This window comes from Halapricum salinum (assembly GCF_004799665.1).
GTDB classification, from domain to species: domain Archaea; phylum Halobacteriota; class Halobacteria; order Halobacteriales; family Haloarculaceae; genus Halapricum; species Halapricum salinum.
Map to the genome: position 1 here is coordinate 678,845 of NZ_CP031310.1, position 25,662 is coordinate 704,506.

Annotated in this window: 27 protein-coding genes; 6 read left to right on the forward strand and 21 right to left on the reverse strand. The window is 65.5% G+C overall.

Annotated elements, in window-relative coordinates; translation table 11 throughout:
• Nucleotides 1-77: 77 nt before the first annotated feature.
• The 5 genes from DV733_RS03300 to DV733_RS03320 all read right to left on the reverse strand — a co-directional run bounded on the left by DV733_RS03300 (nucleotide 78) and on the right by DV733_RS03320 (nucleotide 5,047).
• Entirely contained in the window at nucleotides 78-1,070 is a 993-nt protein-coding gene (locus tag DV733_RS03300; RefSeq protein ID WP_049993771.1) for an aldo/keto reductase, read from the reverse strand.
• 299 nt (nucleotides 1,071-1,369) lie between these two features.
• Nucleotides 1,370-2,233, reverse strand: a complete 864-nt coding sequence (locus tag DV733_RS03305) for an ATP-grasp domain-containing protein (protein WP_049993772.1) — start codon at nucleotides 2,231-2,233, stop codon at nucleotides 1,370-1,372.
• 120 nt (nucleotides 2,234-2,353) lie between these two features.
• Nucleotides 2,354-2,629 carry a ubiquitin-like small modifier protein 1 gene (locus DV733_RS03310; protein WP_049993773.1) on the reverse strand — a complete coding sequence of 92 codons (276 nt, stop codon included), beginning with the start codon at nucleotides 2,627-2,629 and terminating at the stop codon, nucleotides 2,354-2,356.
• Nucleotides 2,630-2,666: 37 nt separating this feature from the next.
• Nucleotides 2,667-3,815: a hypothetical protein gene (locus DV733_RS03315; RefSeq protein ID WP_049993774.1), complete on the reverse strand. Its 1,149-nt coding sequence runs from the start codon at nucleotides 3,813-3,815 to the stop codon at nucleotides 2,667-2,669.
• Entirely contained in the window at nucleotides 3,812-5,047 is a 1,236-nt protein-coding gene (locus tag DV733_RS03320; RefSeq protein WP_049993775.1) for a potassium channel family protein, read from the reverse strand. The genes DV733_RS03315 and DV733_RS03320 overlap by 4 nt, the downstream gene beginning before the upstream one ends.
• 399 nt (nucleotides 5,048-5,446) lie before the next feature.
• On the opposite strand from DV733_RS03320, the gene dpsA reads away from it, so the two are divergent.
• Nucleotides 5,447-5,983: a DNA starvation/stationary phase protection protein DpsA gene (gene dpsA, locus DV733_RS03325; RefSeq protein WP_049993776.1), complete on the forward strand. Its 537-nt coding sequence runs from the start codon at nucleotides 5,447-5,449 to the stop codon at nucleotides 5,981-5,983.
• A 25-nt stretch (nucleotides 5,984-6,008) separates the two neighbouring features.
• Here the strand turns inward: dpsA and DV733_RS03330 are convergent, their stop codons facing one another.
• The 14 genes from DV733_RS03330 to DV733_RS03390 all read right to left on the reverse strand — a co-directional run bounded on the left by DV733_RS03330 (nucleotide 6,009) and on the right by DV733_RS03390 (nucleotide 18,426).
• Complete coding sequence (locus tag DV733_RS03330) at nucleotides 6,009-6,317, reverse strand: amphi-Trp domain-containing protein (RefSeq protein WP_049993777.1); 309 nt, start codon at nucleotides 6,315-6,317, stop codon at nucleotides 6,009-6,011.
• On the reverse strand, nucleotides 6,314-6,481 hold the full coding sequence (locus DV733_RS17230) for a hypothetical protein (protein WP_170178682.1): 168 nt from the start codon (nucleotides 6,479-6,481) through the stop codon (nucleotides 6,314-6,316). Before DV733_RS17230 ends, DV733_RS03330 begins: the two co-directional genes overlap by 4 nt.
• A gap of 49 nt (nucleotides 6,482-6,530) precedes the next feature.
• Nucleotides 6,531-6,938, reverse strand: a complete 408-nt coding sequence (locus DV733_RS03335) for a metal-dependent transcriptional regulator (protein WP_049993778.1) — start codon at nucleotides 6,936-6,938, stop codon at nucleotides 6,531-6,533.
• Between the two features lie 156 nt (nucleotides 6,939-7,094).
• On the reverse strand, nucleotides 7,095-7,997 hold the full coding sequence (gene argF, locus DV733_RS03340) for an ornithine carbamoyltransferase (RefSeq protein WP_049993779.1): 903 nt from the start codon (nucleotides 7,995-7,997) through the stop codon (nucleotides 7,095-7,097).
• A gap of 2 nt (nucleotides 7,998-7,999) precedes the next feature.
• Nucleotides 8,000-9,118, reverse strand: coding sequence for a [LysW]-lysine hydrolase (locus DV733_RS03345; RefSeq protein WP_049993780.1), 1,119 nt, complete (start codon nucleotides 9,116-9,118; stop codon nucleotides 8,000-8,002).
• Nucleotides 9,118-10,248 carry an aspartate aminotransferase family protein gene (locus DV733_RS03350; protein ID WP_049993781.1) on the reverse strand — a complete coding sequence of 377 codons (1,131 nt, stop codon included), beginning with the start codon at nucleotides 10,246-10,248 and terminating at the stop codon, nucleotides 9,118-9,120. Before DV733_RS03350 ends, DV733_RS03345 begins: the two co-directional genes overlap by 1 nt.
• A complete protein-coding gene (locus tag DV733_RS03355; protein ID WP_049993782.1) occupies nucleotides 10,245-11,105 on the reverse strand; it encodes an acetylglutamate/acetylaminoadipate kinase in 861 nt (286 codons plus the stop codon). The genes DV733_RS03350 and DV733_RS03355 overlap by 4 nt, the downstream gene beginning before the upstream one ends.
• Entirely contained in the window at nucleotides 11,102-12,139 is a 1,038-nt protein-coding gene (gene argC / locus DV733_RS03360; RefSeq protein ID WP_049993783.1) for an N-acetyl-gamma-glutamyl-phosphate reductase, read from the reverse strand. Before argC ends, DV733_RS03355 begins: the two co-directional genes overlap by 4 nt.
• Nucleotides 12,136-13,014, reverse strand: a complete 879-nt coding sequence (gene lysX / locus DV733_RS03365) for a lysine biosynthesis protein LysX (RefSeq protein ID WP_049993784.1) — start codon at nucleotides 13,012-13,014, stop codon at nucleotides 12,136-12,138. The genes argC and lysX overlap by 4 nt, the downstream gene beginning before the upstream one ends.
• Nucleotides 13,015-13,052: 38 nt before the next feature.
• Complete coding sequence (lysW, locus tag DV733_RS03370; RefSeq protein WP_049993785.1) at nucleotides 13,053-13,217, reverse strand: lysine biosynthesis protein LysW; 165 nt, start codon at nucleotides 13,215-13,217, stop codon at nucleotides 13,053-13,055.
• 186 nt (nucleotides 13,218-13,403) lie between these two features.
• The gene (argH, locus tag DV733_RS03375; RefSeq protein ID WP_049993786.1) at nucleotides 13,404-14,900 is read right to left on the reverse strand and encodes an argininosuccinate lyase; all 1,497 of its coding nucleotides are present in this window, start codon (nucleotides 14,898-14,900) and stop codon (nucleotides 13,404-13,406) included.
• 3 nt (nucleotides 14,901-14,903) lie between these two features.
• Nucleotides 14,904-16,145 carry an argininosuccinate synthase gene (locus tag DV733_RS03380; RefSeq protein WP_049993787.1) on the reverse strand — a complete coding sequence of 414 codons (1,242 nt, stop codon included), beginning with the start codon at nucleotides 16,143-16,145 and terminating at the stop codon, nucleotides 14,904-14,906.
• 285 nt (nucleotides 16,146-16,430) lie between these two features.
• Nucleotides 16,431-17,207, reverse strand: coding sequence for a hypothetical protein (locus tag DV733_RS03385; protein ID WP_049993788.1), 777 nt, complete (start codon nucleotides 17,205-17,207; stop codon nucleotides 16,431-16,433).
• A gap of 133 nt (nucleotides 17,208-17,340) precedes the next feature.
• Nucleotides 17,341-18,426: a DUF7345 domain-containing protein gene (locus DV733_RS03390; RefSeq protein WP_049993789.1), complete on the reverse strand. Its 1,086-nt coding sequence runs from the start codon at nucleotides 18,424-18,426 to the stop codon at nucleotides 17,341-17,343.
• Nucleotides 18,427-18,523: 97 nt separating this feature from the next.
• On the opposite strand from DV733_RS03390, the gene DV733_RS03395 reads away from it, so the two are divergent.
• Nucleotides 18,524-18,703 carry a DUF7554 family protein gene (locus tag DV733_RS03395; RefSeq protein ID WP_049993790.1) on the forward strand — a complete coding sequence of 60 codons (180 nt, stop codon included), beginning with the start codon at nucleotides 18,524-18,526 and terminating at the stop codon, nucleotides 18,701-18,703.
• 40 nt (nucleotides 18,704-18,743) lie between these two features.
• Nucleotides 18,744-19,244: a 2'-5' RNA ligase family protein gene (locus DV733_RS03400; protein ID WP_049993791.1), complete on the forward strand. Its 501-nt coding sequence runs from the start codon at nucleotides 18,744-18,746 to the stop codon at nucleotides 19,242-19,244.
• A 29-nt stretch (nucleotides 19,245-19,273) separates the two neighbouring features.
• Here DV733_RS03400 and DV733_RS03405 read toward each other — a convergent pair whose 3' ends face one another.
• Complete coding sequence (locus DV733_RS03405; protein WP_049993792.1) at nucleotides 19,274-20,485, reverse strand: site-2 protease family protein; 1,212 nt, start codon at nucleotides 20,483-20,485, stop codon at nucleotides 19,274-19,276.
• Nucleotides 20,486-20,802: 317 nt separating this feature from the next.
• Here DV733_RS03405 and DV733_RS03410 point away from each other — a divergent pair, with 317 nt between their 5' ends.
• The 3 genes from DV733_RS03410 to DV733_RS03420 all read left to right on the forward strand — a co-directional run bounded on the left by DV733_RS03410 (nucleotide 20,803) and on the right by DV733_RS03420 (nucleotide 23,729).
• The gene (locus tag DV733_RS03410) at nucleotides 20,803-21,423 is read left to right on the forward strand and encodes a hypothetical protein (RefSeq protein ID WP_049993793.1); all 621 of its coding nucleotides are present in this window, start codon (nucleotides 20,803-20,805) and stop codon (nucleotides 21,421-21,423) included.
• Between the two features lie 142 nt (nucleotides 21,424-21,565).
• Entirely contained in the window at nucleotides 21,566-21,859 is a 294-nt protein-coding gene (locus tag DV733_RS03415) for a hypothetical protein (RefSeq protein WP_049993794.1), read from the forward strand.
• 4 nt (nucleotides 21,860-21,863) lie between these two features.
• Nucleotides 21,864-23,729 (forward strand): right-handed parallel beta-helix repeat-containing protein, encoded by a 1,866-nt coding sequence (locus tag DV733_RS03420; protein ID WP_049993795.1) that lies wholly within the window; start codon nucleotides 21,864-21,866, stop codon nucleotides 23,727-23,729.
• Between the two features lie 29 nt (nucleotides 23,730-23,758).
• Here the strand turns inward: DV733_RS03420 and DV733_RS03425 are convergent, their stop codons facing one another.
• Nucleotides 23,759-25,537 (reverse strand): hypothetical protein, encoded by a 1,779-nt coding sequence (locus DV733_RS03425; protein WP_136342273.1) that lies wholly within the window; start codon nucleotides 25,535-25,537, stop codon nucleotides 23,759-23,761.
• Nucleotides 25,538-25,662: the final 125 nt, after the last annotated feature.

The window sequence follows — 25,662 nt, forward strand, 5'->3', positions numbered from 1 at the left end:
CAGTCGATGCTACGTCTCGTACCGGCAAAAGTGATTTCTGAAGCGTGTTTTGGTAGTTGAAGTGGTAGGTTGGTACCTTACCAGCGGTGATGAACGAAGTCGTGGACGTGCGCCTCGTAGATATCCCGGACCGCGCCGTGCGTCTCGTGAGAGAGAGGAGCGAGTTCGGCCGCCGCGATATTCTCGCGGACGTGCTCGGGCGAGGTCGAACCCGGGATCACAGTGGTGACGGCGTCGAAGTCCAGAACCCAGCGCAGCGTGAACTGGGCCATCGTCGCCTCGTCGGGGACGAGCCGGCGCATGTCTTCGACGGCGTCCAGGCCGGATTCGAACGGTACCCCGGCGAAGGTTTCGCCACCTTTGCGGCCGACACCGGCGTCGACGCCCTCCTCGGCGGCGATCCGGCGATGATCGTCTTCAGCGAGATTCTCGACGTCGTGGATGGCATCCGCGAGTAGCCCCGACGCCAGCGGGACGCGGACGATAACCCCGACATCTTCGTGTTTCGCGCGTTCGAAGAAGCGTTCGGCCGGGCGCTGGCGGAGCGGGTTGAAGATGATCTGGACGGACTCGACGACGTCGTACTCGATGGCCTTGGTGGCTTCCTCGACCTTCTCGACGCTGACGCCCGCGTGGGCGATCTCGCCTTCGTCTTTCAGGTCTTCGAGCACCTCGAAGGTCTCGGGTTCGTAGAACGCCGCCGTTTCGGGACAGTGTAGCTGGAGCAGATCGAGCGTGTCGACACCCAGGCGGGCTTTCGAGCCCGCGACGGACTCGCGCAGGCCGGCTTCGGAGTGGCGGCCGTCCTCGTCAGGCCGGGCTTTCGTCGCGACGAAGATCCGATCCGCGTCCTCGCGATCCTCGAGGGTCTCGCCGATGAGTCGCTCGGCACGGCCCTCGCCATACACCTCGGCTGTGTCGACGAAGTTCGAGCCCGAATCGAGCGCGGTGTTGATCGATTCGGTGACATCCTCGTCGGCGACGTCGCCCCAGACCGGGCCGACGTTCCAGGTCCCGAGGCCGATCTCTGTCAAGTCCATGCCGGTCGAGCCGAGTGTGCGCCGTTGCATACTCGGACCGAAGGCCAGTGTCGTGAAAAAGGGTCATGCTACGTCCTCCCGCAACCACTTTTTACTGCGTCGGGTGACCTCACTGCGTTCGGTCACCACTCTCTGCTCACGAGCGCGGAGCGCCCGTTCGCACGGCTAGAGAGGGAGCAAAGCTCCCTCTGACCATGCGAGCGGGCGAACCCGCGAGCAGACAGAGGGACGCCGCGGCGTCCCTCTCGGCTTGCAAAAACCTGGGGAAAAGCACCTCCGCGCTCACTTCGTTCACGCGGAGTGAAACGGCTCCCTTCGGTCGCCGTATGCTACGACTCCGCCGCCTCCCGAATCAGTCCAGCCAGATTGTCCCAGAACCCCTCTTCGTACTTCGTCGCCGAATCGATCGTCGGCCGAGCGTTCGTCTCGTTGACGACGGCCCGATCGTCGGTCACCAGCAGGTCCACGCCGAGGTAGTCGACGTCTAAGACCTCGGCCGCGCGCTCGGCGAGATCGCGGAGTTCGGCGTCGAGGTCGACACCCGTCGCCTCGGCACCGCGGTGGACGTTGTGCTTCCACTGGCCGCGCTCGCGATCCTCGGCGGGCAATCGTCGTTCGACCGCGCCGGCGTACTCGCCGTCGACGAGCATGACCCTGTAATCGCGGGCGTCCGGAAGGTACTCCTGCAAGAGATACGACCGATCCCCAGTCGCCTTGTAATCGTGCACGAGGTCGAGATAATCCGTGACGCCGAGCAGCGAATCCAGATCCATGACTTTCGCCACGCCAGTCCCACGTGTCGTCGAGTTGGGTTTGATCACGACTGGCGGGTCGAACTGCCGGGCAGCGGCCGCGACGGCCTCGTCACTCACGGGATTGGAGACGAACGTGGTCGCGGGGACGGGAATCCCCGCCTGGGAGAGACGCGTGAGCACGTCGGCCTTGTTGCGCGACCGGAGGATCGCTTCGCGGCTGTTGACCCACGGCACGTCGAGGAAGGCGTCGATCACGCCGCCCTCCATGAGCCGCGAGGGATAGACGAAGCCGACGTCGGCGTCGGGAAGGTCGGGCTCCGAGAGCGAGAGAGTACGTTCCTCGGGCTGGACGGCGACGACCTCGATTCCGCGGTCGGCCAGCGGGTCACGCATGCGCTCGAAGGTCTCGGCCTGGGTCGTGACCGCGAGCCGGAGCATACCCTCGCGTTATCGCCGCCGGGAGAAAAGCTACCCGTTCATACGGTCGGTTGTAACGATTTACCAGTATGATCGCACGGCTCGTGCGGTCAATCAGGAACAGACTTACAACCGACCGTATCACCCACCGCTCACGGGCGGAAAGAGCGCGAGTTCGGCGTCTGCGTCGAGTACCGTCTCGTACCCCGCGGCAGTTTCGAAGGGATCAGCGCCGTCGACGAGCAGCCGGATGTGTTCGGCCAGTTCGCCGTCTTCGCGCACTTCGGCTTCGAGTTCGGGGTAGCGCTCGAACAGCGCGTCGAGGGCCTCGGCCACGGTCGCGCCCGAATCGAGATCGAGAACGACTTCCTTCTGGTCGGTGACCTCGGCCAGATTGGCGAACAGCTTCCAGTGCATAGCTGGATGACGGCGACGCGACACAAAGAGCGTTCCGCTACGCCGGCGTCGTCGCTGCGGCTTCGACTTTCCGGAGAGCCTCCGGCGTCGCGAGCACGTAGATCGACTCCTCGGCGTCGAGAACGCGTTCGCGGTCGGGGATCGTCTCGACGCGCTCGTCGGCGACCACGCTAGAGACAGCGATCACGGTCACGTCGAGCGAGCCGACAGGTGCTCCATCGAGGGCGCTTCCAGCATCGATCTCGACGACGCCCAGCGTCTCCGTGGCCGCCCGGAGCAACGAGGCGAACTCCCGATCCGGCCTGGAGTCGACCGACAGCGTCACGAGTCGGTAGCGCTCGCTGGAATCGAGTTTCGGTGTTTCGGCCGCGTCGATCGCGACCGTGACGATCTCGCCGGCGGTTCCCCGAACCTCGGCGTTGCAGATCCGTTCGCTGCCGTCACCGCGCCAGATCTGAACGATGTCACCCGCGCCGGCCGCGTAGGCCGGGTCGGCCCGGATCGCCATCGCCGCACTCTCTGGTGGGAGTGTGGGTCCGATCCCGGCTGCCCGGCGGCCCAGCGCGAGGTAGGTGACGGTCCCCTCGTCGTCGAGTTCGACGTCGACGTGGCCGACACCGTAGTCGGCCTTCAGGCGGGCGGTCAGGCGCTCGCGGAGCTCGGCGACGGTGAGTCGCCGCGGGAAGATGAACGACTCGCCGGCGATCTTCGTTTTGGTCTCCTCGGAGACGGGATCGTAGCCGACGATGTCGTCGATCTCCGCGGGCATCTCGACGGTGAGCACTCGCCCGACCGCCTTGACGACGCGTCCGACTTCGCCGGAGATCGTCGGGACGCCGGTCGTGGCGAACACGTCGGCTGCGAGTCGGTCGCCGGCCCGCTGGCCGGCCGCGCTGGCGAACGCGCCCGCGGCGATGACGCCGATGTGATAGAGGACTGTCCCGACGTCGACGACCGCCTCCTCGTTGATCACTGTGCCGAGTGCGACCCGCGTGTTGAGATCGATCGCGATCACGCTCAAACCGACGAGGACGACCAGCCCCAGCGGGGCTCGCTGGTCGGCGTACCAGCGATAGACGAACGCACAGATCCCGGCCACGAGACCAGCACCGATCGCCAGGCCGCCGGCACGAGCGACCGTTCGCAGCACCTCGCCCGTCACTTCGATCGTCTGGAGGGCGATCACGCGACCACCTCCCCAAACCGGTCCAGTGCGGCACTCGTCCCGACGACGAACAACTCGTCACCGGCCGCCAGCGTCGTGGTCCCCGGTGGCGCGAACTGCCAGCCGCTCGCCGTCCGGACGACGAGAACAGCGACGTCGTAGTTCTCTCTGGGCTTGGCGAGGCCGATGGAGATGCCGTCGAGCGCGCCGCCAGCCCGAACCGTCAGCCGCCGAAACCGCTTCCCGGAGCGGCGCAGCAACGAGAGTACCTCGTATTCGTGGCGTGTACCCTGGGACTCGACGACCAGCTTCGCGCTGTCGGTGCGGAGCAACGGACCCGCGTCCGTTCGCGAGACAGCGATAGTCGCCTGACCCTCCCCGCCGCTGGTCGTCGGTGCGCGGGACGGCGGCGGGGTCACCTCGGGCTCACCGGCCTCGCCCTTCGACTCGGTGGATGGCTCGGGCTGCGTCTCGGCGCTGGCTTCCGAGGAGCGCGCACTGACGATCTGACCTCGAACCTGTGCGCCGTCGGTGATCGCCGTGACGACGTCGCCGCGGGCGAGTCCAGTCGGCACGAGGCCGTCGACCGAGACAGCACGTCGCCCCGATTCGACGCGGCGGGACAGGCCCGAAAAGGGTGGCGCGGCCGCGACAGTCGCCCGGCCGCGTTCGTCGATCGAAACCGTCACGTCACCGAGATCGAACTCGGTGCGGAGACGCTCGGCCAGCCGTGATTCGAGTTCGGACACCTGCAGATCCGCGGGAAAGCGCCAGTCGGTGTCGCGGAGCTTCGCCCGGAGGTCATCGGGTAGCGGCGGGTAGCCTTCGATGTCCTCGATCTCGCCGACGACGTGGATCCGAATCTCGTTGCGTCCGGCGACGACGTCGACCAGATCCGTCGAGAGCGTCTGCTCGCCGAGTTTGCGCAACGAGATTCGTCGCGGGACTGACGCACCGAGCTGGTCGCCCTTGGCGTGGGCGTACAGCGACATCATCATCACGACGAGCAGGCCGGTCATGATCGTCGGCGCGTTGGCCGAGTCCAGGATCGTCGGGTCCGCCAGCGCGAGCAGCCCGCCGTTGATCCCCGCGAGCGCGACCGCGAGCACGACCACACCGAACCCCGGAAGGGTGACGTTCGTGATGTACTTGAACAGAAACCCCAGTGTGCCCGCGACCAGCGACGGGATGATCCCGGTCAGCACGCCGAGGTAGATCCCGTAGATGATCGCGATAGGAAGCGAGGTCGCCATACGACTCAGCCTCGGCCGCCCGGGGTTTAGCTTCTGCGACACCACTTTTTCCCGCTCGGGTATCCTCGGGCCTTCGGCCCTGTGGGTACCACTCGCGGCAAAAACATGGGGAAAAAAGGCCGCTCGCGCTCGGTAGAGCGCTCGCGGTGGTCCACGGAGTGCAGCGACGTGGACGTCGTCAGAGCGAAGCTCTGACGGAAAAACGCCTCGCGTTCGCTCGGCGTATGCTCGCCACTACGCCTGCTCGCTCAGCCACACGCAACCACTGTTTCCTCCGTCAGAGGGCGTCATAGAATAGTACTCACACCGTGGAAAGCCACCCGCATAAATTTAGGCCGTGCGAAAAATTGTTTGATGTCTGAAAGATATAAGAGGACGGAGTGCGAACAGAAAACTGTAATGAGCACCCAGAAGACCGTTCGTCAGGAGGCAGGGACCGTCGAGGAGAACCCGCTCCGACTCGACAGCGAAAAGGCCGAACAGATCATCGAAGCGCTGAACACCGACCTCGCGGACGCGTACGTGCTGTACCACCAGCTCCACAAACATCACTGGAACGTCGAGGGTGCGGAGTTCCGCGACATCCACGTCTTCCTGCAGGAAGCCTACGAGAACGTCGAGGCGGCCGCCGACGAGGTCGCCGAGCGTCTGCAGGCGATCGGTGGCGTCCCCCACGCCAGCATGGACGCCCTCTCGGAACACGCGACCGTCGAGCCCGAGGACGAGGACGTCTACGACATCCGGACCTCGCTCGAAAACGATCTGGAGATATACGGCGACATCATCGAGAGCTACCGCGATCACATCGAACTCGCTGAAGGGCTGGGCGACCACACGACGGCGCACCTCCTTCGCGAACAGCTCGAAGTCATCGAAGAAGACGCCCACCACTTCGATCACTACCTCGAAGACGACACGCTCGTCACCGGCAACTGAGCGGCACGCAGTAAAAACCGCCCTTCTATTCGACGTTCGGCGCGGTTTCGTCGGTCCGACCCGGAAGCGCCAGTTCGATCTCCAGTTCCGGTTCGTCGACGCCCTCGAAGTCGATTTCGAGTTCGACCGGCTCGCCGAACGCGAACGGGAGTTTCCACTCGTCGGTCGTGATCGTCAGTTCGTCCTCGGTCTGCAGTTGCTCGCCGAGATCGATCAGGAACTGCCCGGCTTCGCTGGCGTCGAGCCGAAACGTCTCCTCGTAGTCTCGACCCTGGCGGATGAGCGTCCGCTCGTCGTCCCGATGCTCGACGTCGCCCGCCCCCGCATCGCTCATCGTCGCACCTCGATCGTCGTGTCGCTGGCGATCCACCCGTCGGTGTTGTCCGATTCGAGAAACACGGACCTCCCGGGCGTGCTCTCACAGACGGCGATCTCCGGTCGCTCGTCCGACGCTCCTTCCACATCGGTACCAGGGCGTGACTGCGTCCCAACTGTCATTGTCCATTTTTAGGCTAGCCTAAAGAAAAAGGATGCGGTTCGAACGATGTCAGGTCGTCTCCGACTGTTGGCGTCTCGAGTGCGGTCGCTCGGCGAAGTCCTCCGTGTCGAGGAGGGTCGTCGCAAGCCGATCGGTGACGGTCTTGCTGAGGACGCCCACGAATTGGTGTGCCTCGGCCTCGGTGTCGTCTAGTTCCAGTACCTCTTCGAAAAACTGGACCAGGACCACGTAGGTTTCGTAGTACTCGCCAGCGCGCGCCCGGCCAGTAGGTGTGAGCGTCGCGCCTTCGTAGGGCTCGTAGGTGAGCAGTCCCCGGTCAGCCATCCGCTGGAGCATCTCCGTGACCGCCGCTGGCGAGCGGTCTAACCGCTCCGCGATCCGGCCCGGAGGCAGCGGCGGCGACCGCGCTCGTTCCTCGCGGTAGAGCGCGAGGAGATAGCGAGACTCGTCGCTCATCCCGCTGGCGCACCCGCGGGTACTCGGTCTCCGTCGCCCATACTTTTTAGGCCGGCCTAATACCATTTGAGTGTTCCGGAATTTTGGCGAGCCTAAATACTGGCACGTCAGCGGCGAGAACCCAAAGACGATCAGGATGTCACTCGCGATCCGCACTCACTCCTGCTCGCTCATCCACACCAGCAGCCCCTTCTGGGCGTGGAGCCGGTTCTCCGCCTGGTCCCACACGATCGCGTTCTCGCTCTCGATGGACTCGTCGGTGACTTCCTCGCCGCGGTGGGCCGGCAGGCAGTGCATCAGTTTGCGGTCGCCGATCAGGTCGGTCGTCACCTGGAACCCCTCGAACTCCGCGAGTTTCTCCTCGCGGCGGTCCTCCTGGCCCATGCTGACGAACACGTCGGTATAGACGACGTCGGCGTCCTCGACCGCTGCTTCCGGGTCGTGGGTCGTCGCTGGAGCCTCACCAACCGCGTCGGCTCGGGCCAGCACCTCGTCGTCTATCTCGTAGCCCTCGGGCGTCGCCACAGTGAGATCCAGCCCGACCATCGCCGCGCCGAGGACGAACGACTGGGCGACGTTGTTGCCGTCGCCGACCCACGCCACACGCACCTCCTCGAACCCGCCGAAGTGCTCGCGGATGGTCAGTAGATCCGCAAGCGTCTGGCAGGGATGGGCGTCGTCGGTGAGACCGTTGACGAACGGCACAGTGGCGTACTCGGCCAGTTCCTCGGCGTCGTCGTGATCGAACAGCCTGGCCATGACGACGTCGACGTACCGCGAGAGCGCGCGGGCGGTGTCTTTGACCGGCTCGCCGCTCCCGAGGTGGATGTCGTCGGGCCCCAGGAAGATAGCGTGGCCGCCGAGCTGGGTCATGCCGGTCTCGAAGGAAACCCGCGTGCGTGTACTGGGCTTCTCGAAGATCATCCCGAGGGTCTGGTTATCGAACGGTTCGTCGCCGTGCCCGGCCGCCTGAGCGGCTTTGATGTCGGCCGCGCGGTCGAGCACGGTTTCGAGTTCGGCTGGCGTGAGGTCGTCGACGTCGAGCAGGTGGCGTACCATTGTCAGTCCTCCAGTAGCGTCTCGGTGGCGTCGCGCAGGACCGCCACCGAGTGGTCGTACTCCTCCAGGGGAAGGTGTTCGTTCGGGGCGTGATCGAGGTCCGAGTCGCCCGGACCGTAGGTGACCATCGGGCAGTCCCAGACCTTCGCGTAGACGTTCATGTCGCTGGTGCCGGTCTTGCGGAGCAGTCGCGGGTCGCCCCCGCGCTTGCGGATCGCCGCCCGGAAGGCCCGGCCCGGTGCAGTTCGGGGGCTCATCATCACCGGTTCGACCTGGTCGTCCCAGTGCACAGTTCCGTTTTCGAGGTGGCCGTCGGTGATTTCGCGGATCTCCTCGGTGGTATACTCGGGCGGGACCCGGAGCTGGAGTCGCATCGTCGTCTCGACGGAGAGGCCGTCTTCGGAGACCCCGCCGTCGATACTTGTGGGTTTGGGCGTCACGCGCTCGAAGACGGGGACCCAATCGTCCGGTTCGAACTCCTCTTCGACCCGGTTCCACCAGTTGATCGCGTCCTGGATCGCGTTGTCGTCCGGTCGCGAGGAGTGGCCCGACTCGGAGGTGGCGACGTAGTTGCCACCCAGCAGGCCACGGTAGCCCAGCGTGATCCCCTCCCAGCCCGAGGGTTCGCCGTTGATCACGGCGTCCGGTTCCGAGTCGCGGTCGTCGACGAGGTGGAGCGCGCCGCGGGAGTCGACCTCCTCGCCGACGACGCCGACGAAGGAGGCCCCCGTCTCGACGGCGACGACGGCCATCGCCGCCAGCGGCCCCTTGGCGTCGACGCTGCCCCGTCCCCACAGCACGTCTACCTCCTCGCTCGTATCCTCGTCGGTGGGTTCGCCACCGAAACGGGCGTCCTCCCGGGGCAGCCGTTCGACCCGGACCGGGATGTCGCCCGGGACCGTGTCGATGTGGCTCGTCAGCAGTGCCCCGTCGTCGGCGGGCGCGCGGACGTTGCCGACGTCGTCGACCCAGACCTCCCGGTCGTGGGCCGCGAAGAACTGGACGAGTACCTCGCCGGCGTCTTCTTCTTCCGGAGTTACCGAGGGCGTCTCGACGAGGTCCACGAGCAACTGTCGGGCCTCGTCGGTCGGAACGGTCGTGGTGGGGATCGTGGTGCTCATTACTCTGTCAGCAGGTCTTCGAGGGCGTCGACGACCTGATCTGCCTCCGATTCGGTGATCGTCAGCGGCGGGAGCAGCCTGATGACGGTGCGTCCCGCCGGCAGCGCCAGGATCTGGTGTTTCATCGCGAGGTTCTTCAAATATCGGTTCGCCCCGCGCTTGACCTCGACGCCGATCATCAGGCCCTCGCCGCGGACGTCACGCACCTCTTCGCCGAGGGTGGCCTCGAGCTCGTTCACGAGGTAGTCGCCCACCTCGCCTGCGTGGGCGGGAATCTCCTCCTCGACCATCGTCGAGACGGTCGCGCCCGCTGCGGCCGAGATCACGGGCCCGCCCGAGAACGTCGAGGCGTGGCTGCCGTAGTTCTCCGCAACCCAGTCTCTGACGAGGGTCGCGCCGACCGGGAAACCATTGCCCAGACCTTTCGCGGAGGTGAGCATGTCCGGGACGACGCCGGCCTGTTCGCAGGCCCACAGCGACCCCGTACGACCCATGCCGGTCTGGACCTCGTCGAAAACGAGGGCTGCACCGGCGTCTTCGGTGATCTCGCGGGCGGCCTGGAGGTAGTCGTGAGAAGCGGGGTTGATCCCGCCCTCGCCCTGGACCGGTTCGACGATGAAGGCGGCGGTGTCCTCGTCGACGGCCTCGTCGAGTGCTTCGGCGTTGTCGTAGGGGACGAACTCCACGTCGCCGATCAGCGGCTCGTAGGGCTTCTTGTACTTGTCTTTCCAGGTCGTCGCGAGTGCTCCCATCGTCCGCCCGTGGAACCCCTGCATCGTCGCGACGATCTTCGAGTTGCCGGTGGCGCTCCGGGCGAATTTGAGGGCCGCTTCGTTGGCCTCGGTGCCCGAGTTACAGAGCCAGGTGTTGTCGAGGTCGCCAGGCGCGGTCTCGGCCAACAGTTCGTACAGCGCCGTGCGCTCGGCGTTGGGGTAGGATGCCTGGACGTAGGTCAGTTTCTCGAACTGCTCGGTGACCGCCTCGTGTACAGCGGGGTGGCTGTGACCCAGCGGGACGCAGGCGTAGGACGCGCCCATGTCGAGGTACTCGGTGCCCGAGTCGTCGTAGACGAAACTCCCGTCGCCGCGTTCGATCTGGATCGGCTTTTCGTTGAAGACGAATCCGGTCATGCATCTACCTCCTGTGTGTCGTCGACGTCGTCCGCGAGTGCACTCGCGTGGACGTGCGTGCCGCTTCCGTCGAGGGCAGACGTGATCGGCGCGTCGGCGTTGGCGTCGGCCACGACTGCCTCGGGAGCCCCCTCCGAGAGGGCCTCCTCGACGGCCATGATCTTCCGACCCATGAAGCCCTCCGCAGCGGCTTCGAGGGCGTCCCAGCCCTCGTCGGTCTCGACGCTCTCGATGAGGGTCGAGGAGTCGTCGGGATCTTCGTAGACGCCCTCGACGTCGGTCAGCAAGACCAGCGTCGCGTCGAGCGCGCCGGCGATGGCCGCCGCCGAGCGGTCGGCGTCGGTGTTGACCGGAATGATCTCGTCCTCGTCTTTTCCAGCCATAGGGGGAGCCGCCACGGGCGTGTAGCCGTCATCCAGCAGCGATCCGAGCAGGTCCGAATTCACCTGCTTGATCGTTCCGGAGTGGTCGCCGCGCTTGATCTTGCGCTTGCCGTCTTCGACGACGCGCACGGCCGACTTCCGGGGGCCGTACAGCAGTTTTCCGTCGACGCCGTTGAGTCCGACCGCGTCGACGCCCTGGGTCTGTAGCCCGGCGACCAACTGGGTGTTGAGGTGGCCGAAGGCCATCTCGAAGACCTCCATCGTGGCCTCGTCGGTGAACCGCCCGACGACGCCGCTGGGCGTCTCGACGTACTCGGGTTCGATACCGAGACGTTCCAGGGTGTCGTCGACCTTCGTGGAACCGCCGTGGACGACGACCACGTCTTCGCCCTGCTCAGTGAGACTGGCGACGTCCGCCAGCGCCCCTTCGGGATCGACCGCACGGGCGCCGCCGACCTTGACGACTACCGTCATGGTGCCCCCACGGGGTGTAGACCCTGGAAGTCCAGACCTGCGGTCTCCTCGATTCCCAGTGCGACGTTGGCGGCGTGGACGGCCTGGCCGGCCGATCCTTTCATCATGTTGTCGATGGCCGAGAACACGACCAGGCGCTTGTTTCCGGGGTCGAGTTCGAAGCCGACCTCGGCCTTGTTCGTGCCCGCGATGGCCTTCGGCTCGGGGTAGCGATAGACGCCACCGCCGCCCGCGACCATCTCGACGAACGGCTCGTCTTCGTAGGAGCCGCGATACGCTTTCCAGAGGTCCCCCTTCGACACCGGGCCGTCGGGGAAGACGTGACAGGTCGCGCTCGCGCCGCGGATCATATCGACCGCATGCACGGTAAAGGAGACGTCGATACCGAGGAACTGCTCGATCTCGGCCTCGTGGCGGTGGCCCGTCGGCGCGTAGGGACGGACGACGCCGCTGCGCTCGGGATGGCTGGAGGCTGCGCCGCCACCCGCGCCACCTTCCGAGGAGCCGACTTTCACGTCGACGACGACCTGCTCGTCGCCGGAGAGGATGTCGGCCTCGAACAGCGGCAACAGACCCATGATCGTCGCCGTGGCGTTGCAGCCACCGGAGGCGATCAGGTCCGCGCCTTCGAGGTTCTCGCGGTTGAGTTCGGGCAGGGCGTACTCGCTCTTCTCCAAGAGTTCGGGGCGGCTATGGCCGTCGTACCACTCGTCGTACTGTGCCTCCGTGTCGAGGCGGAAGTCAGCCGAGAGGTCGACGACGGTGTCGGCGGCGTCCTGGAAGGCGTCGATCTGCTCCATCGAGACGCCGTGGGGCGTCGCCGCGAACAGCACGTCGACCGATTCGAGGTCCTCGGGATCGGAGAAACGGAGGTCCAGCTCCCGGAGGTTCGGGTGGGAGTGACCCACGGTCTTGTTGGCCTTCGAGCGGCTGGTCGCCTGTTCGATCTCGAACTCGGGGTGGCCGGCCAGCAGGCGGAGCAGTTCCCCGCCCGTGAAGCCCGTGCCACCGACGACGCTTGCGGAATACGTCATGTTGCGTCCTCCTGTGCCTGCGTCTCGAGCCAGTCGACGACAGTCCCCGGGACGTCGACCTCGGTCACGTCGTTGAGGGCTTTGAATTCCACCGTGTGGTTGACCTCGTGGACGGTGTAGCCGGTCGGCTCACCGTTCTCGTCGACGCCAGTTTCCATGAGATCGATACCGAGAAGCCCCCCACCAACTGCTTCCGAGGCGCGTTCGACCAGGTCGAGCGCCTCGTCGTCCAGTTCGAACTCGGCGGTGTCGGCACCCTTCGCGGCGTTGGTCAGCCAGTGATCGGAGGAACGGACCATCGCGGCGACGGGTTCGCCGTCGGTCGCCAGCACGCGGATGTCGCGGCCGGGCTTGTCGACGAACTCCTGGACGTAGAAGATCTTGTGCTCGTAGTGACCCAGCGTCTCCTTGTGTTCGAGGACGGCTTCGGCCGCATCCCGGGTATCGAGTTTGGCCATCAGGCGGCCCCAGGAACCCACGACGGGCTTGAGGACGCAGGGATAGCCGAACTCCTCGACGATCTCGAGGGCGGCGTCCTTCGTAAAGGCGACTTCCGTGTTTGGCGTCGGGATATCCGCTTCTTCCAGTGCGAGACTGTTTTTCACCTTGTCCGCACAGATTTCAGCGGTCTCGGGCGAATTGACGATCGGCACGTCGTAGGCTTCGGCGAACTTCGTGGCGTAGAGACTGCGGGAGGTCGCGAGACACCGGTCGAGTACGAGATCCAGGCCCTCGAACTCGCTCGGCGGGTCAGAGAGGGAAAACTGCTGGCGGCGAACGTCGATCTTTTCGATCTCGTGGTCGCGCTCGCGGAGTTCGTTCAACAGGAGCTTCTCGTCCTTGCGGATGCGCGAGTAGAGAAGTCCGATCTTCATGGTGTCACCGTCCCGGGCGGGCCGCCCTCGAACATCGCTCACTCACCCCAGTCCTCTTGCAGTTCGGGTGCCGTGTCGAGTTCGACGGGATCGATCCCGACGACCTCCAGTTCGGCACCGCAGGTCGAACAATCGACGATCTCTCCCACTTCGAGGTTCTCGTGCAAGGACACCTCGGCCCCGCACTCGACGCAGTCTGTCATGGTATCCCCACCTCACGCGCGTATCTACTTAAAGGCGTCGAACCTATCAGGAAAAAGTATTGATCAGAGTGCCGACTAACGGCTATTTAGGCCGAATTAGCGCAACTCCAACGAAACAGTATACGTATTCTGGTATGTTAGGCCCCCGACGGGGGTCGTCGGTGTCGGGGTCGCCCGTGGAACGTCTCAGACATAGGATTCGACCTCCGAGTCGAGTTCGGCAGCGGCGGCCGCGAGTGCGTCCTGGCGTTCGGCCAGCGCGGTACCGTCCTCGTCCAGGCGTTGCTGGGCGGTGTCGAGCGCTTCGGTGACTGCCTCGGGGGCCGGCCCGCCACGGGAGTCGCGCATCGCGACGGACTGTACGGGATCGAGCGCGTCTTCGACGGCCTCACGGTCGACGAACTGCGAGAGTGGCTCTCCGACGATGTCCGCACAGACCGCATCCAGCGTCTCGTAGTCGGGAGCGTTCTCCTCCGGGCCGAGCGTCTCGGCCGCTTCTGCAACGACTTCGTGGGCCGTCCGGAACGGCATCCCCGCCATCGCCAGCAGATCCGCTACCCCTGTCGCCGTCGAGAATCCTTCGCCAGCGGCATCTCGGAGCGTCTCGACTGGCCACTCGGCCGTCGTAACCGCCCCGGCAGCGACTTCGACGCTCTCGGTGACGCTGTCGATGGCGTCCCAGGCGTGACGACCCGCCCGCTGCAGATCACGGTTGTACGCGCGGGGCTGGCCCTTCAGATTGGTCAGCAAGCCGTTCAATCCGGCGGTGGCGTCGCCGGAACGTCCACGGACCAGTTCCAGCGTGTCGGGATTTTTTTTCTGGGGCATGATCGATGACGTCGAGGAGTACTCGTCGGCCAACTCGACGTGGCCCTTGCTGGCCATGACGATGACGTCCTCGGCGAGTCCCGACAGCGTGGTCGCCAGGTTGGCGAGCGCTGCGGTGACCTCGACGAGGAAGTCACGCGTCGCCGAGGCGTCCATGGAGTTCTCGGCCACCCCGGCGAACCCGAGCAGTTCCGCGGTACGCTCGCGGTCGACGTCGAACGGCGTCCCCGCGAACGCCGCCGATCCGAGCGGGTTCTGGTTCACGCGACCGTAGGCGTCGAGTAGGCGGCTGGTATCGCGCTGGAGTGCCTGCTCGTAGGAGGCGATCCAGTGGCCGACCGTCGTCGGCTGGGCCGGCTGGAGGTGGGTGTAGCCGGGCATCACGATGCCACGCGTCTCCAGGGCCATCTCGACGAAGCGCTGGCGGGCCTCGATCACGGTCGCGATCGTCGCCAGCAGGTCCGCGCGCATGCGATAGCGGATGCAGGCCGCGACCTCGTCGTTGCGCGAGCGGGCCGTGTGCATCTTGCCACCGGCTGGTCCGACGCGCTCGATGACCGCCGACTCGACGGCCTCGTGGACGTCCTCGCCGTCAGTGAGCGCGTCGTGGCCGTCGGCCTCGATCTCGTCGAGCGCCGCCAGAATCTCGCCCGTTACGTCGTCTTCGATGATACCCTGCTCTGCGAGCATCACGACGTGAGCGCGGTCGACGGCCAGATCGGCCGCGAAGATGCGCTCGTCGTCCGAAAGAGAAGAGAGGAACCCGCGGGCGGGACCGCCGCTGAAGCGGTCCCGGCGGACTACTGTTTCGTCCGAGGACTCACGACGTTCGCCCTCGCTGGGTTCCTCTGCCATCGTTCACTCCTCCTGGCCGCCGTCGGTCGCCGCCTGCTTGGCCTTCAGGTCCTCGGTGACCTTCTTGGCGAGGCGGGACTGGAAGCCGTGGTACTTCGCGACGCCGGTGGCGTCCTGCTGGGTGATCCCGCCCGTGACGTCCGACTCGTCGAAGGAGGCCGCCGATTCACTGTAGACGGCGTAGTCGGACTCGCGCGAGACCGGACGACAGTGCCCGCCTTCGAGTTTGACGGTGACGGTGCCGTTCACGCGAGTCTGGGTCTCGTCGATGAACCCTTCCAGGGCGTCGACGATTGGCGCGTCGATCAGGCCCTGGTAGCCCTTCTCGGACCACTGCTGGTCGATCTGCTCTTTGAACGCGCGCTCTTCCTGAGTCAGGACGAGCCCTTCGAGTGCTTCGTGTGCGGTGAGGAGAACGGTGGCGGCGGGATGCTCGTAGTTCTCGCGCACCTTGAGTCCGAGCATGCGGTCTTCCATCATGTCCGTACGGCCGACGCCGTGGGACCCGGCCTGGGAATTGAGCTGTTCGATGAGTTCGACCGCGCCCAGATCCTCGCCCTCCAGTGCGACCGGAACGCCGTCCTCGAACTCGATCTCGACGAGCTCTGCCTCTTTGCCGGAGGGGTTCTCGGTCCACTTGTAGATGTCGTCCTCGGGGATCGTACTCGGATCTTCGAGTTCCGAGCCCTCGATGGAGCGACTCCAGAGGTTCGTGTCGATGGAGTAGCGACCACCGTCGCCGCCTTCGACTGGGAGGCCCTGCTCTTTGGCGTACTCGTTCTCCCACTCGCGGGTGAGACCGAGTTCGCGCACGGGTGCGATGACGTCCAGCTCGGAGTCGCGCCAGATCGCCTCGAAGCGAAGCTGGTCGTTGCCTTTCCCCGTGCAGCCGTGGGCGACCGCCGAGCAGCCCTGCTCCTCGGCGACTTCGAGGATCGACTTGGCGATGACCGGGCGTGCGAGGGCGGTCCCGAGCGGGTAGCCCTGGTAGTCGGCGTTGGCCTTGACGGCGCGGAGGCAGAGGTCGGCGAAGTCCTCGCGGGCGTCGACGACGAACTGCTCGACGTCGAGGGCCTCGGCGGTCTCTTCGGCCTCTTCGAACTCGTAGTCGGGCTGGCCGACGTCGACGGTGACGCCGATGACCTCGTCGAAGCCGTACTCTTCTTTCAGTAGCGATACGCAGACTGTGGTGTCGAGCCCGCCCGAGAAGGCGAGCGCGACGGTTCCTGAGTGTTCACCTGGCATTGTTGTTGATGTCGGGGTTCGGTTTTCCCGCCCAGAACCCGACGGGTGGGCGGTAGCAAGCGCGTGAGACGAATCCGTCGTGGGAAGTAGTGTAGTAGGGCCTAACGGCCCCGTCGTCGTCGGCGTCGGATGCCAAAGAAAGAGGCAGACGCCCCGCTGGAAGCCTCGCGAGCACCAGCCGAGTCGATCTGCGTCATGTACCCGTTGCTATCCCCAGAACAGTACTAATATCTTCCGAGACGCCCACCGCCGTGTGGCGTGTTCTCGTAGCACAGCAGAGCGGCACTACCTGGTCGACGTGCGGTTTCCGTGTCGATCAGAACCGCGGTCGCTTCCGGGGCCGCGATCGTTCGACGGACCCGTGTCATCGGAGGGGCCAGCATCGTCCGGCGGGCCACCCATGCCGGGGCCGCGCGTCCAGTTGCCGGGGACGCCCTCGGGCGGGCCGCCGCGCGGGACGTCCGGGATTCCGTGGCCGACGCCACGCCCGACCATGCCGCGGGCGATCTGTGCGACGTCACCGCCGCGGAGGGCACCGGCCTGCGATCGCAGCGTCTCGATGGCCGTGACGTTCAGCCCGGCCGCGTTCCGAGCCTGTGGCGGGAGCGCCATCGCCGTCCGCTGACTGCGATTCAGCTGGCGTTCGACCTGCTGGATCTGGGCCGCCAGCGCGGCCGTCCGCGCCCGGTAGGCCTGCCGGTTCATCGTGCCGTCCTCGGCCGCCGCCGTGAGGTTCGCGCGGCGCTGCTGCAGTCGGTCCAGGCGCGATTCCAGTCGCTGGACGTGGGCCTCGACGACAGCCGCCTTGCTCTCGTTGCTCTGGGCGGCCGCGATCGCCTGTCCGAACGCGCGGCCCTCGACAGCGCCGTCGATCTCGGCGTCGCCGACGCCGACGACGCTCGCCATCTGTGCGCCCGGCTGGGCGGTCTCGTTTGCCTGACTCGTCTCGGGGGTCGCCTGCTGGGCGGACTGACCCGGGAGCGCCATGGCGGCCGCTGGCGTCACGAACAGCGCCGCGACGAGCATCACGAGCACCGGCCGGGGAAGCGGAGTCTCTCGCATCGTATCTACACCTCGTACCGCTATCCCCCTATAAACACGAGTTTCTCACGCCCGATTAAGCTGGATTAAGCGGCCTTCGAGACGGCCCCAGTCGTGCGGTTTCGATACTGGCGAGCGTGAAAGGACGAAACAGTTATAACTCACTTTCCTCGGGATCGACGAGGACGTTCTCCCGGCCCAGCCGGAAGACGTCGATCTCGTCGTCTTCACGCAGACTCTTGACGACCTGGCTGGTCTTGGCGTCGGTCCAGTCGAACTCGCTGGCGACTTCCTGCTGTTTGACGCGGCCGCCGCGCTCGTCCAGCAGCCGGAGGACGCGCTCTTCGTTGCTCAGCAGTTCCTCGTCCGGCTGTGGATTCTCGCTGGCCGTCTCCGCGTCGGCTCGGTCGGCACCCGACCCGGGGGCGATCGCCTCCGTGTCGGCTCCGCCGCTGGAATCGGGAGTCGTGTCCTCGGCATCCGCAATGTCGAACAGGTCACGAGTGAACACGAGCCAGATCGTCCCGACCATCCCGACCGCGAGGAGAGCGGCAAACGCCAGCAGCGCTATGGGGAACGACGACCCAGAGGAAGCGGGACTGGCCGTGACCTGCGGACCCGCAGCACCGAACTCGATGGGGCCGCGCCAGGTGACGGTCTGATCCCGGCGGTCGTCCGGTTCGGGTGAGACGGTCGTCGCGTCGTATCCGTCGGGCCAGGTAGCGGTCAGTCGGGTGTTCGATTCGAGGAAGAAGCCGGCGAGTGCGTCGCCCATCCGGATCGTCTCGCCGTCGACGGCGGCGAAGTTCGTCCACCGGAACCGGTAGGTGACGGTGCCGTACTGCTGGACCGACTCGATACTGGTCGAGACGGAGAGTCCGCGGATCGACATCTCGCGGCCGGTGGTGTTCTCGGCGGTCCTGGCAGTGCGTTCCATCCGGTCACGAAATGCAGAGAGGTACGCCGAGGTGTTGGCCTCGATGTCGGACTGTAGCGACTCGAAGGCGGCCGTCTCGTTGTCGGTCGTGAGTTCGACCCGGTAGGAGACCTCCCAGGAGGCGGTCCCGTTCTCGGCGAGGTCGATCCCGAGGACGACGCTGTCGGGATCGACTTCAGTCTGGGCGAACGTCTCCGAACCGAGACCCGACTGGTGGGGATCGTCTATCGCGACAGCGACGCCGCTGAGGGTGCTTACCACGAGTGCGGCAACCAGGACTACGCGGGCGGCGTGACCAGTCATCGCCGGAGCGTACGAGCCCTCTCGGGAAAGGCGTAGTGGCCACCTCCGGGCTGGGATAGCCACAACACCTTTAGTTCTGCGGCGAGCACCGCCGAATATGGCCCTCGACGCAGAAGACGTCCTGAAGATCGTCCTCGTCCTCGTGGTGATCTGGCTCGCCCTCGAAATCGTCGGTGAAGTTCTCGGTATTCTCGCCTGGGTCCTCGGCCCGTTCCGGCCACTGCTGGGACTGATCGTCGCCGTCCTGATCGTGCTGTGGCTGCTCGATCGGATCTGAGGACGAGTGCTTTATTCGATGACAAGGGCTACACAACCGCGTGTATAGTCTGAACGTCCCGCTACCGTCCTCAGTGACGCGACTGGCGAGCCGCTTGGCCCGTGATCTCCCGCGGGCGCGGGCTCGACCACGTGGCGAGCACACGCTGGTCGTCAAACGACTCGGAAGTGGCGACGGTGCACGGCTCGCGACGTCCGTCGACGAGCACCTCTCGGATGTCGCACCGTTCGAACTCCGCGTTCGAGAGGTAGACTCCTTCGAGACGGCGGCGACGGGGGGAAGTCCCGTGAGCTATCTCCGTGTCGAAAGTCAAGAATTGCGGCGGCTCCACGAGCGGCTCTGTTCGCACTTCGAACCAGTCGACGGGATCGAGGGCAACGACTACGTCCCGCACGTCACGATCGCTCGCGGCGGCGACCTCGCCAGTGTGCGACGACTGGCCGACAGGGAGATCGATTCGATTCGCTGGACGGCCGAGGAGCTGGTCGTCTGGGACAGCGAGCGGAATCTGGATGTGCGACAGTTTTCGTTGCCGCGGTGAACGTCTGAGAGTCGTCGCGGGACAGTCGTCTAGCGCTGGTCGGACCCGCTCTGGGGGGTAGTTGTCTCGCCTAGCTCTTCGGGGAGGCGGCGACGGTTGATGTCGCCGCTCTCTTTGATGATGTTCAACGCGGTCAGCAGGTCCGAGCGGGTGAGCAGGCCGACGAACTCCTCGCCGTCGTAGACCAGCAGCCGGCCGATGTTGTTGCGCTGGAGTCGTTCCATGGCGTCCATCGCGCTGGCGGTCGGCTCGATCGTGTGGAGATCGGCCGTCATCACTTCCTCGACGCGATAGGCCTCGCGTTCGACCTCCCGGACTGCGCGGGCGTCGTCGAGCGTCACGAGGCCGACGATCCCGCCGTCGCGTGCGACCGGATAGCCAGTGTGGCGCTGTCTGAACATCTGCTCGATCAGATCGGCGACGGACATCTCCGCGTCGACGGTGTCGATCCGATCGGCCGGCGTCATGATGTCCTGGACCTGAAATCCCTCGAAGGCGGCTTTCATCATGGTCTGCTGGGCCTCGCCCGAGGCGCCGATGTAGATGAAGAAGGCGATCGCGACCATGAACAGCCCGCCCGGCCCGAACAGCCCGAACAGCCCGAGCAAGATCGCGAAGATCTTGCCGACCTCGGCGGCGATCTTGGTCGCGCGCGCATAGCCACGTCTGCGGGCCAGCAGCGCACGCAGGACGCGGCCACCGTCCATCGGGAAGCCCGGCAACATGTTGAAGATAGCCAGCGCGAGGTTCATCAACGCGAGATATCCGAGGACGAACTTGGTGGCTGCGAGTGTGACGCCGCTGCCGGCAGGGACGGCGAGAAAAGCCCCATACGAGAGGACTGCGAGGGCGACGCTGACGAACGGCCCGGCGAGAGCGATGAACAGTTCGTGCTTCCAGTCTTCGGGCATCTCGTCGAGCTGGGCGATCCCGCCGAACAGCCACAGCGTGATCGAAGAGATCGGATACCCGTACCGGATCGCGACCAGCGAATGGCCCAGCTCGTGCAAGACGACCCCGACGAACAGACCCAGGGCGGCCGTCAGTCCGAGCACCCACCTGATCGCACCCTCTTCGAGCGGGCCGACGGGCAGCCCCGCCCCCCAGACGTCGTTGAGCAGGCCAACGGTCTGGCCGACCTGTGCACCGATGATCCAGGCGAAGAGCGGAAGCACGAGCAGGAACGTGAGATCGAGTTGAATCGGAATGCCGAACGCACTGCCGATCCGGAAACGTGCCATGCTCGTGGATTGTCACGGAACCCCCATAAGCACGTGTGTCGAGTCGTCGACTCTCGACAACTCGTATATAGTTTCGAAGCGTTTTCTGACAATAGAACGTGTCTAGACACCAATAACAGCCGTTTCAAATTATCTCGATTGATATTTTCGGAGAGTATCTTAAGTAAGGGAAGTTGGTATCCGCAACTACCGGTCGCCGGGGATAGGGCGACCATGAACAACCGTGATCGACATCGTTTCACACGGCTGCGGCGCTGGCTGGTGGCCCACAGAGGTCCACGAGCGACTGTGAGACGAGCGTCATCACAGAGAGACGCATGAAACGACACCCAGAGCGGGACGAGAAGACGGGCATAGACAGACGAACGTACTTGCAGATCGCGGGTGGGGCCGCGATCGTCGGTGGAGCAGCCGGCTGTCTGGGTGGAGCACGGGCCGAAGAAGTCCGGTATGGCTACGGTGGCGAGCGATACGTGCTCGACTCGACAGCGCTCGACGCGGAGTCGCTCAACCTCACAGCCGAGAGCGAGCCGAACGACGCCTGTGCCGACGCGAATCCGATCGAACTCGACACGGACATCAGTGGAACGCTGGAGACGGCCGGCGTCGACTGGTACTCGTTCGACCTGAGCGCCGACACGGCCTTCGAGGTCGTCTTCGATCGCATCCCAGAGACCGGCGTCACCGGCGTCGTGGTCTACGGGCCCAACTGTGAGTTCATGCAGTTGCGCCAGGTCGGAACCTCGCAGTCGGTCCGACTGGCCGCGACCGCGAGCGAGGCCGGCACCTACACCGTCGAAGTGACGGACATCAACAGTGCCGACGGCGAATATACGGTCGCGGTCGACACCGGGTCGTACAACACGCCGACGCCGACACCCGAAGACGACTACGGCGAGGCTGGCTTCGGCGAGGCCGGCTACGGGGGCACTGCGTAAGCGCCAGCCCCATCGGTCGTACCCACAGCTGGACCCAGCGGCGTACCTGGTTCCGGCTGTGGTTCGGTACGTATGTGTTAGAGAACAACAATCAAACGATCACGATACATATCCTGACGACGTAGATAACCCACAACCACCCATGACAGACAATCACAACTACAAGACACCTGCACAGGGGACACTCGACTGGCACGTCCCGCTCAACGATAACTTCGCGTCACTCGACATCGACGTCGAGATCCGTGATACGGACGCGAACAAGGAGAACTACGAACCGAAACAGAACGCCAAGTTCCTCGCGACCGACACCGGCGACGTCTACCTCGGTGACGGGAGCGCCTGGCAACAGCTCGGCTCGATGACGAACGTGAACGTGGGGTCGACGGCCCCATCGAATCCGTCTGAAGGCGATCTCTGGATCGACACGAGCTAGGATCATGGCCGAGTACTACCTCGCGCCGGACGGCGACGACGCCAATCCCGGGACAGAGACCCAGCCGTTCGGAACGCTCCAGACACTCCTGAGTTCGCTCTCGGCTGGCGACACGGGATACGCCCGCGGCGGGACCTACTATCCGACGGGCTACGCCGATGGCTCCGCCCAGGAGGGGACGTCCGGCTCGCCCATCCGACTGGAGGGCTACCCGGGCGAAGATCCAGTCTTCGACTTCGGCAACGACACCTACGGCGGGCTCCGGCTGTGGAACTGCGCCTACTGGGAGCTCCGGAACTTCACCGTCCGCAACGCCCCGAGCTACGGGGTCTACCTCTTCGGCGGCACCCAACACTGCCTGCTGGAGGACCTCACGGTGATCGGGTCGGGCGGCGATTCCAGCGCCAGCGGTGCCGGGATCAACCTCTACAACGCCCCCGACACGACCGTCCGCAACTGCGTCTCCCGGGACAACTACGATCCCTCGAGCGGCGGCGGCAACGCCGACGGCATCGCCGCCGAGTCCTCGCCGCGCTGTGTGATCGAAGACTGTGTGAGCCACGGCAACTCAGACGACGGGTTCGACCTCTGGAAGGCAGAGGGCGAGACGATCCGCCGATGCGTGGCCTACGACAACGGCTGGGATCCGGACGGCAACACCGCCGGCGACGGCAACGGCTTCAAACTCGGCGGCGGATCGACCAGCGGCGGCCACCGCATCGAGCGGTGTGTCTCCTACCAGAATCGCTCGCGCGGGTTCCACTACAACGAGGCGAACATCCCCGTCGAACTGTTCAACTGCACCGCCTGGGACAACTCGACGAACTACTGGTTCGCCGAGGTCGAACACGTCCTCCGGAACAACCTCTCCTACCAGGGGTCGGTCTCGATGAGCAGCGCCACCGACCACCAGTTCAACTCCTGGAACCTCGGGATCGACGACCCCTCCTTCGAGAGTACCGACCCGACGAGTTCGGACTTCCTCCGGCTCTCGCCGGACAGTCCCGCTATCGACGCCGGGACCGACGTCGGTCTCGACTTCGCCGGCGACGCCCCTGATCTCGGTGCCTACGAGACCGACGGCGGGACAGATAGCGGGACGGCGACGAGCCCGACGCTGAAGGTCGCGACGGCCGACGGCAGCGGCGGCGTCGGGTTCCAGACGGCGACGGCGCGATACTACGACGGCAGCCAGTGGGTCGCCCCGCCAGTCTCCTACTACGACGGCAGCCAGTTCGTCACCGTCGCCGAGGGCGAGACGAGTGACAACAGTGGAGGTGGCTCGACCGACCCGAACCTGGTCGAGAGCTTCGAGAGCGGCGACCTCTCGGCGTACAACGGCGACACCGGGGCCTTCGCCGTGGCGTCCGACCGGGCCACCGACGGCTCGAACGCGCTCGTCAGTACGGCGGGCCAGTCGGCCTGGCAGAGCATCCGCTCGACGAGCGGCCTGGAGACGTACGTCCCACACGGCTCGACGGTTGCGGTCGACGTCTACGTCACCGACAGCAGCGACTGTGCGATCGTGCGCTTCGGCGTCGGTGGCGCGAACAACTGGATCGGCGCCGGCTGGAACGGCAACAACGGCGGTATCCAGGTCTCGGAAGCCGTCTCCGGCAGCTGGTCCCAGCTCACGATGGGATCGATGAGCGCAGTCCCCGGCGAGTGGATGACCTACGAAATCGCCTGGGGCGTCTCCGCGGACGACGCCGTCGACGTCACCATCACCGACGCCGCCGGCGAGGAGATCGGATCGGCCAGTACGAGCGCCGACGCCAGCCACCAGGGCGACGACGGCGTCGGCTTCGAGTACACCTTCCAGTACGGCGGCAGCGGGCCAGTGTACTTCGACAACATGCGTCTGGTCTAGGTCGGGACGCACTCTCTTCGGGCACGTACTCAGGACACACTCCCTTCAGGCACGTACCACAACTCGTAGCCGCCGTTGTCGTAGACGCGAGCGGCGGTCGGATCGGCGTTCAACCAGCGTAGATCCGACTGGCGGTAGGGAATCAGCGTCTCCCGCTGGGCGGGCGTGAAGTACGCGTCGGTGTAGAACACCCGGTCGAAGCGGTGGGTCGCGATGTACGTCTCGTTGTAGCGTGTGCCGACCGTCGTGTTGACCGCGTCGTAGCCGAATCCCCTGGGCAACCCGGTCTGGTAGTTCGGCGGCCAGAGATTGGGGTCGACGCTGCCGCGGACGTACCACTCCATCTTGTGACTGATCGAGTAGGTTCGGATCGGCAGCGTCTGGTCGCCCTCCGTGAGGACGAACTCGCTGCCCTCGTACTCGGCGTCGGTGAGTTGCTCGTTGGGCCAGTAAGCCCCGTGTGCGCCCAGGAGGGCCGCGACGACGATCCCTGCACCGAGAATGGCCACTGCGAGGTACTGTCGCCGCGGCCGCCACTCGGTCGTTCGTGCGAGCAACAGCCCGTAGAGGAAGACGGCCATCACGATCATGTATCGCGCGACCCGGATCGGCTCGAACTCGATGAGATACACCAGCAAGAACGCGACGGCGAGTCCGAAGCCGACGCCGAACTGTGCCGTCGCGAACGCCTCCGGATACCGCGAGCGCCGCCGCAGCACCTCGGAGACGACGAACAGGCCGAACAGCCCCGCCACGACGAGGTAGACGAACACCATCCCGTACAGTTCGACGAATCGGACGAGGAGTTCGGCCATCGAGAGCGGTGCCGAGGCGGCCTCCTCGGCGACGGCCTGGCCCGGCGAACTGCCCCCAGAGAGCCACGTGCCGACGATCTGCTCGATCGAGGTCCGGGTCTCCCGGAAGTTGATGTACCAGAGGTACGTCGCGGGGGCGACGACGAACGCCAGCGTCGGGCGGATCTTCCGGACCGACGCGCCCCGCAGCCACTCGTAGACGTACCCGAAGGCGGTCGTCGAGAGGATCAACACGACCAGAAAGCCCGCCGTCACGGGGTGGAAGAAGACGATCCCGATCCCGAAGACCACGAACAACAGCAGATACGTGTGTGAGTTGCTCCGGCGGTACTGTTCGAGGATCGCGAGCACTATCGGAAAGAGAAAGAGCGAGAGAAACGAGGGGATGATCGTCGTCTGGAATATCGTGAACACGAGCGGCGTCGCCGCCACCAGCCCGTAGACGACCGTCTCCCGGCGGCCAGTCGCGACCCGGACGAGATAGCCCATCGAGAGAATATACATCGCGGTGAACGCGAACTCGACGACGTACTCCGCACCTTGCAGGGGAACCCCGAGCAGGACCAGCTCCGAGACGAGGGTGTGCTGCATGGGATACCACGATCCCGCGGCGATCGTCCCCGTCTGGAGGATCCCCTTCACGTCGCCGATGTGGACGAGGATGTCCGACGCACCACGGCCGTACAGGCGGTAGCCGCGAGCCAGCGGCAGGAAGAAAAACAGCGCGTAGTCACCCAGTGCGAGCGCGACGGCGTGTCGCCAGTAGCCCGAGCTGTCGATCGCCGAGAGCAGCGCCACGACAATCGAGACGACGAGCACGCCGTAGAAACACAGCCAGAACAACAGGGGAAACTGCGCGGTCAGCGACGTCTCGAAGTCGGGAGCCGGCTCGACGGTCACGAACAGCCAGGTCGCGACGAGCAGGCCGAGGGCTGCGGCGACGAGCAGTCCCTCCTGAATTCGTCCAGACCGGGAGACGGGCACGCCGCTCACAGTCGGCTCCCCCTGCCCGAATCGCCGTCCATACCCGCTGTTCTCCACGGAGGCAGTTAACCCTTCGTTGCCGATCGCCACCTTTGGGCGGACATTAAAGCCCTCGCTGTCGTAGCTGTGGCCGT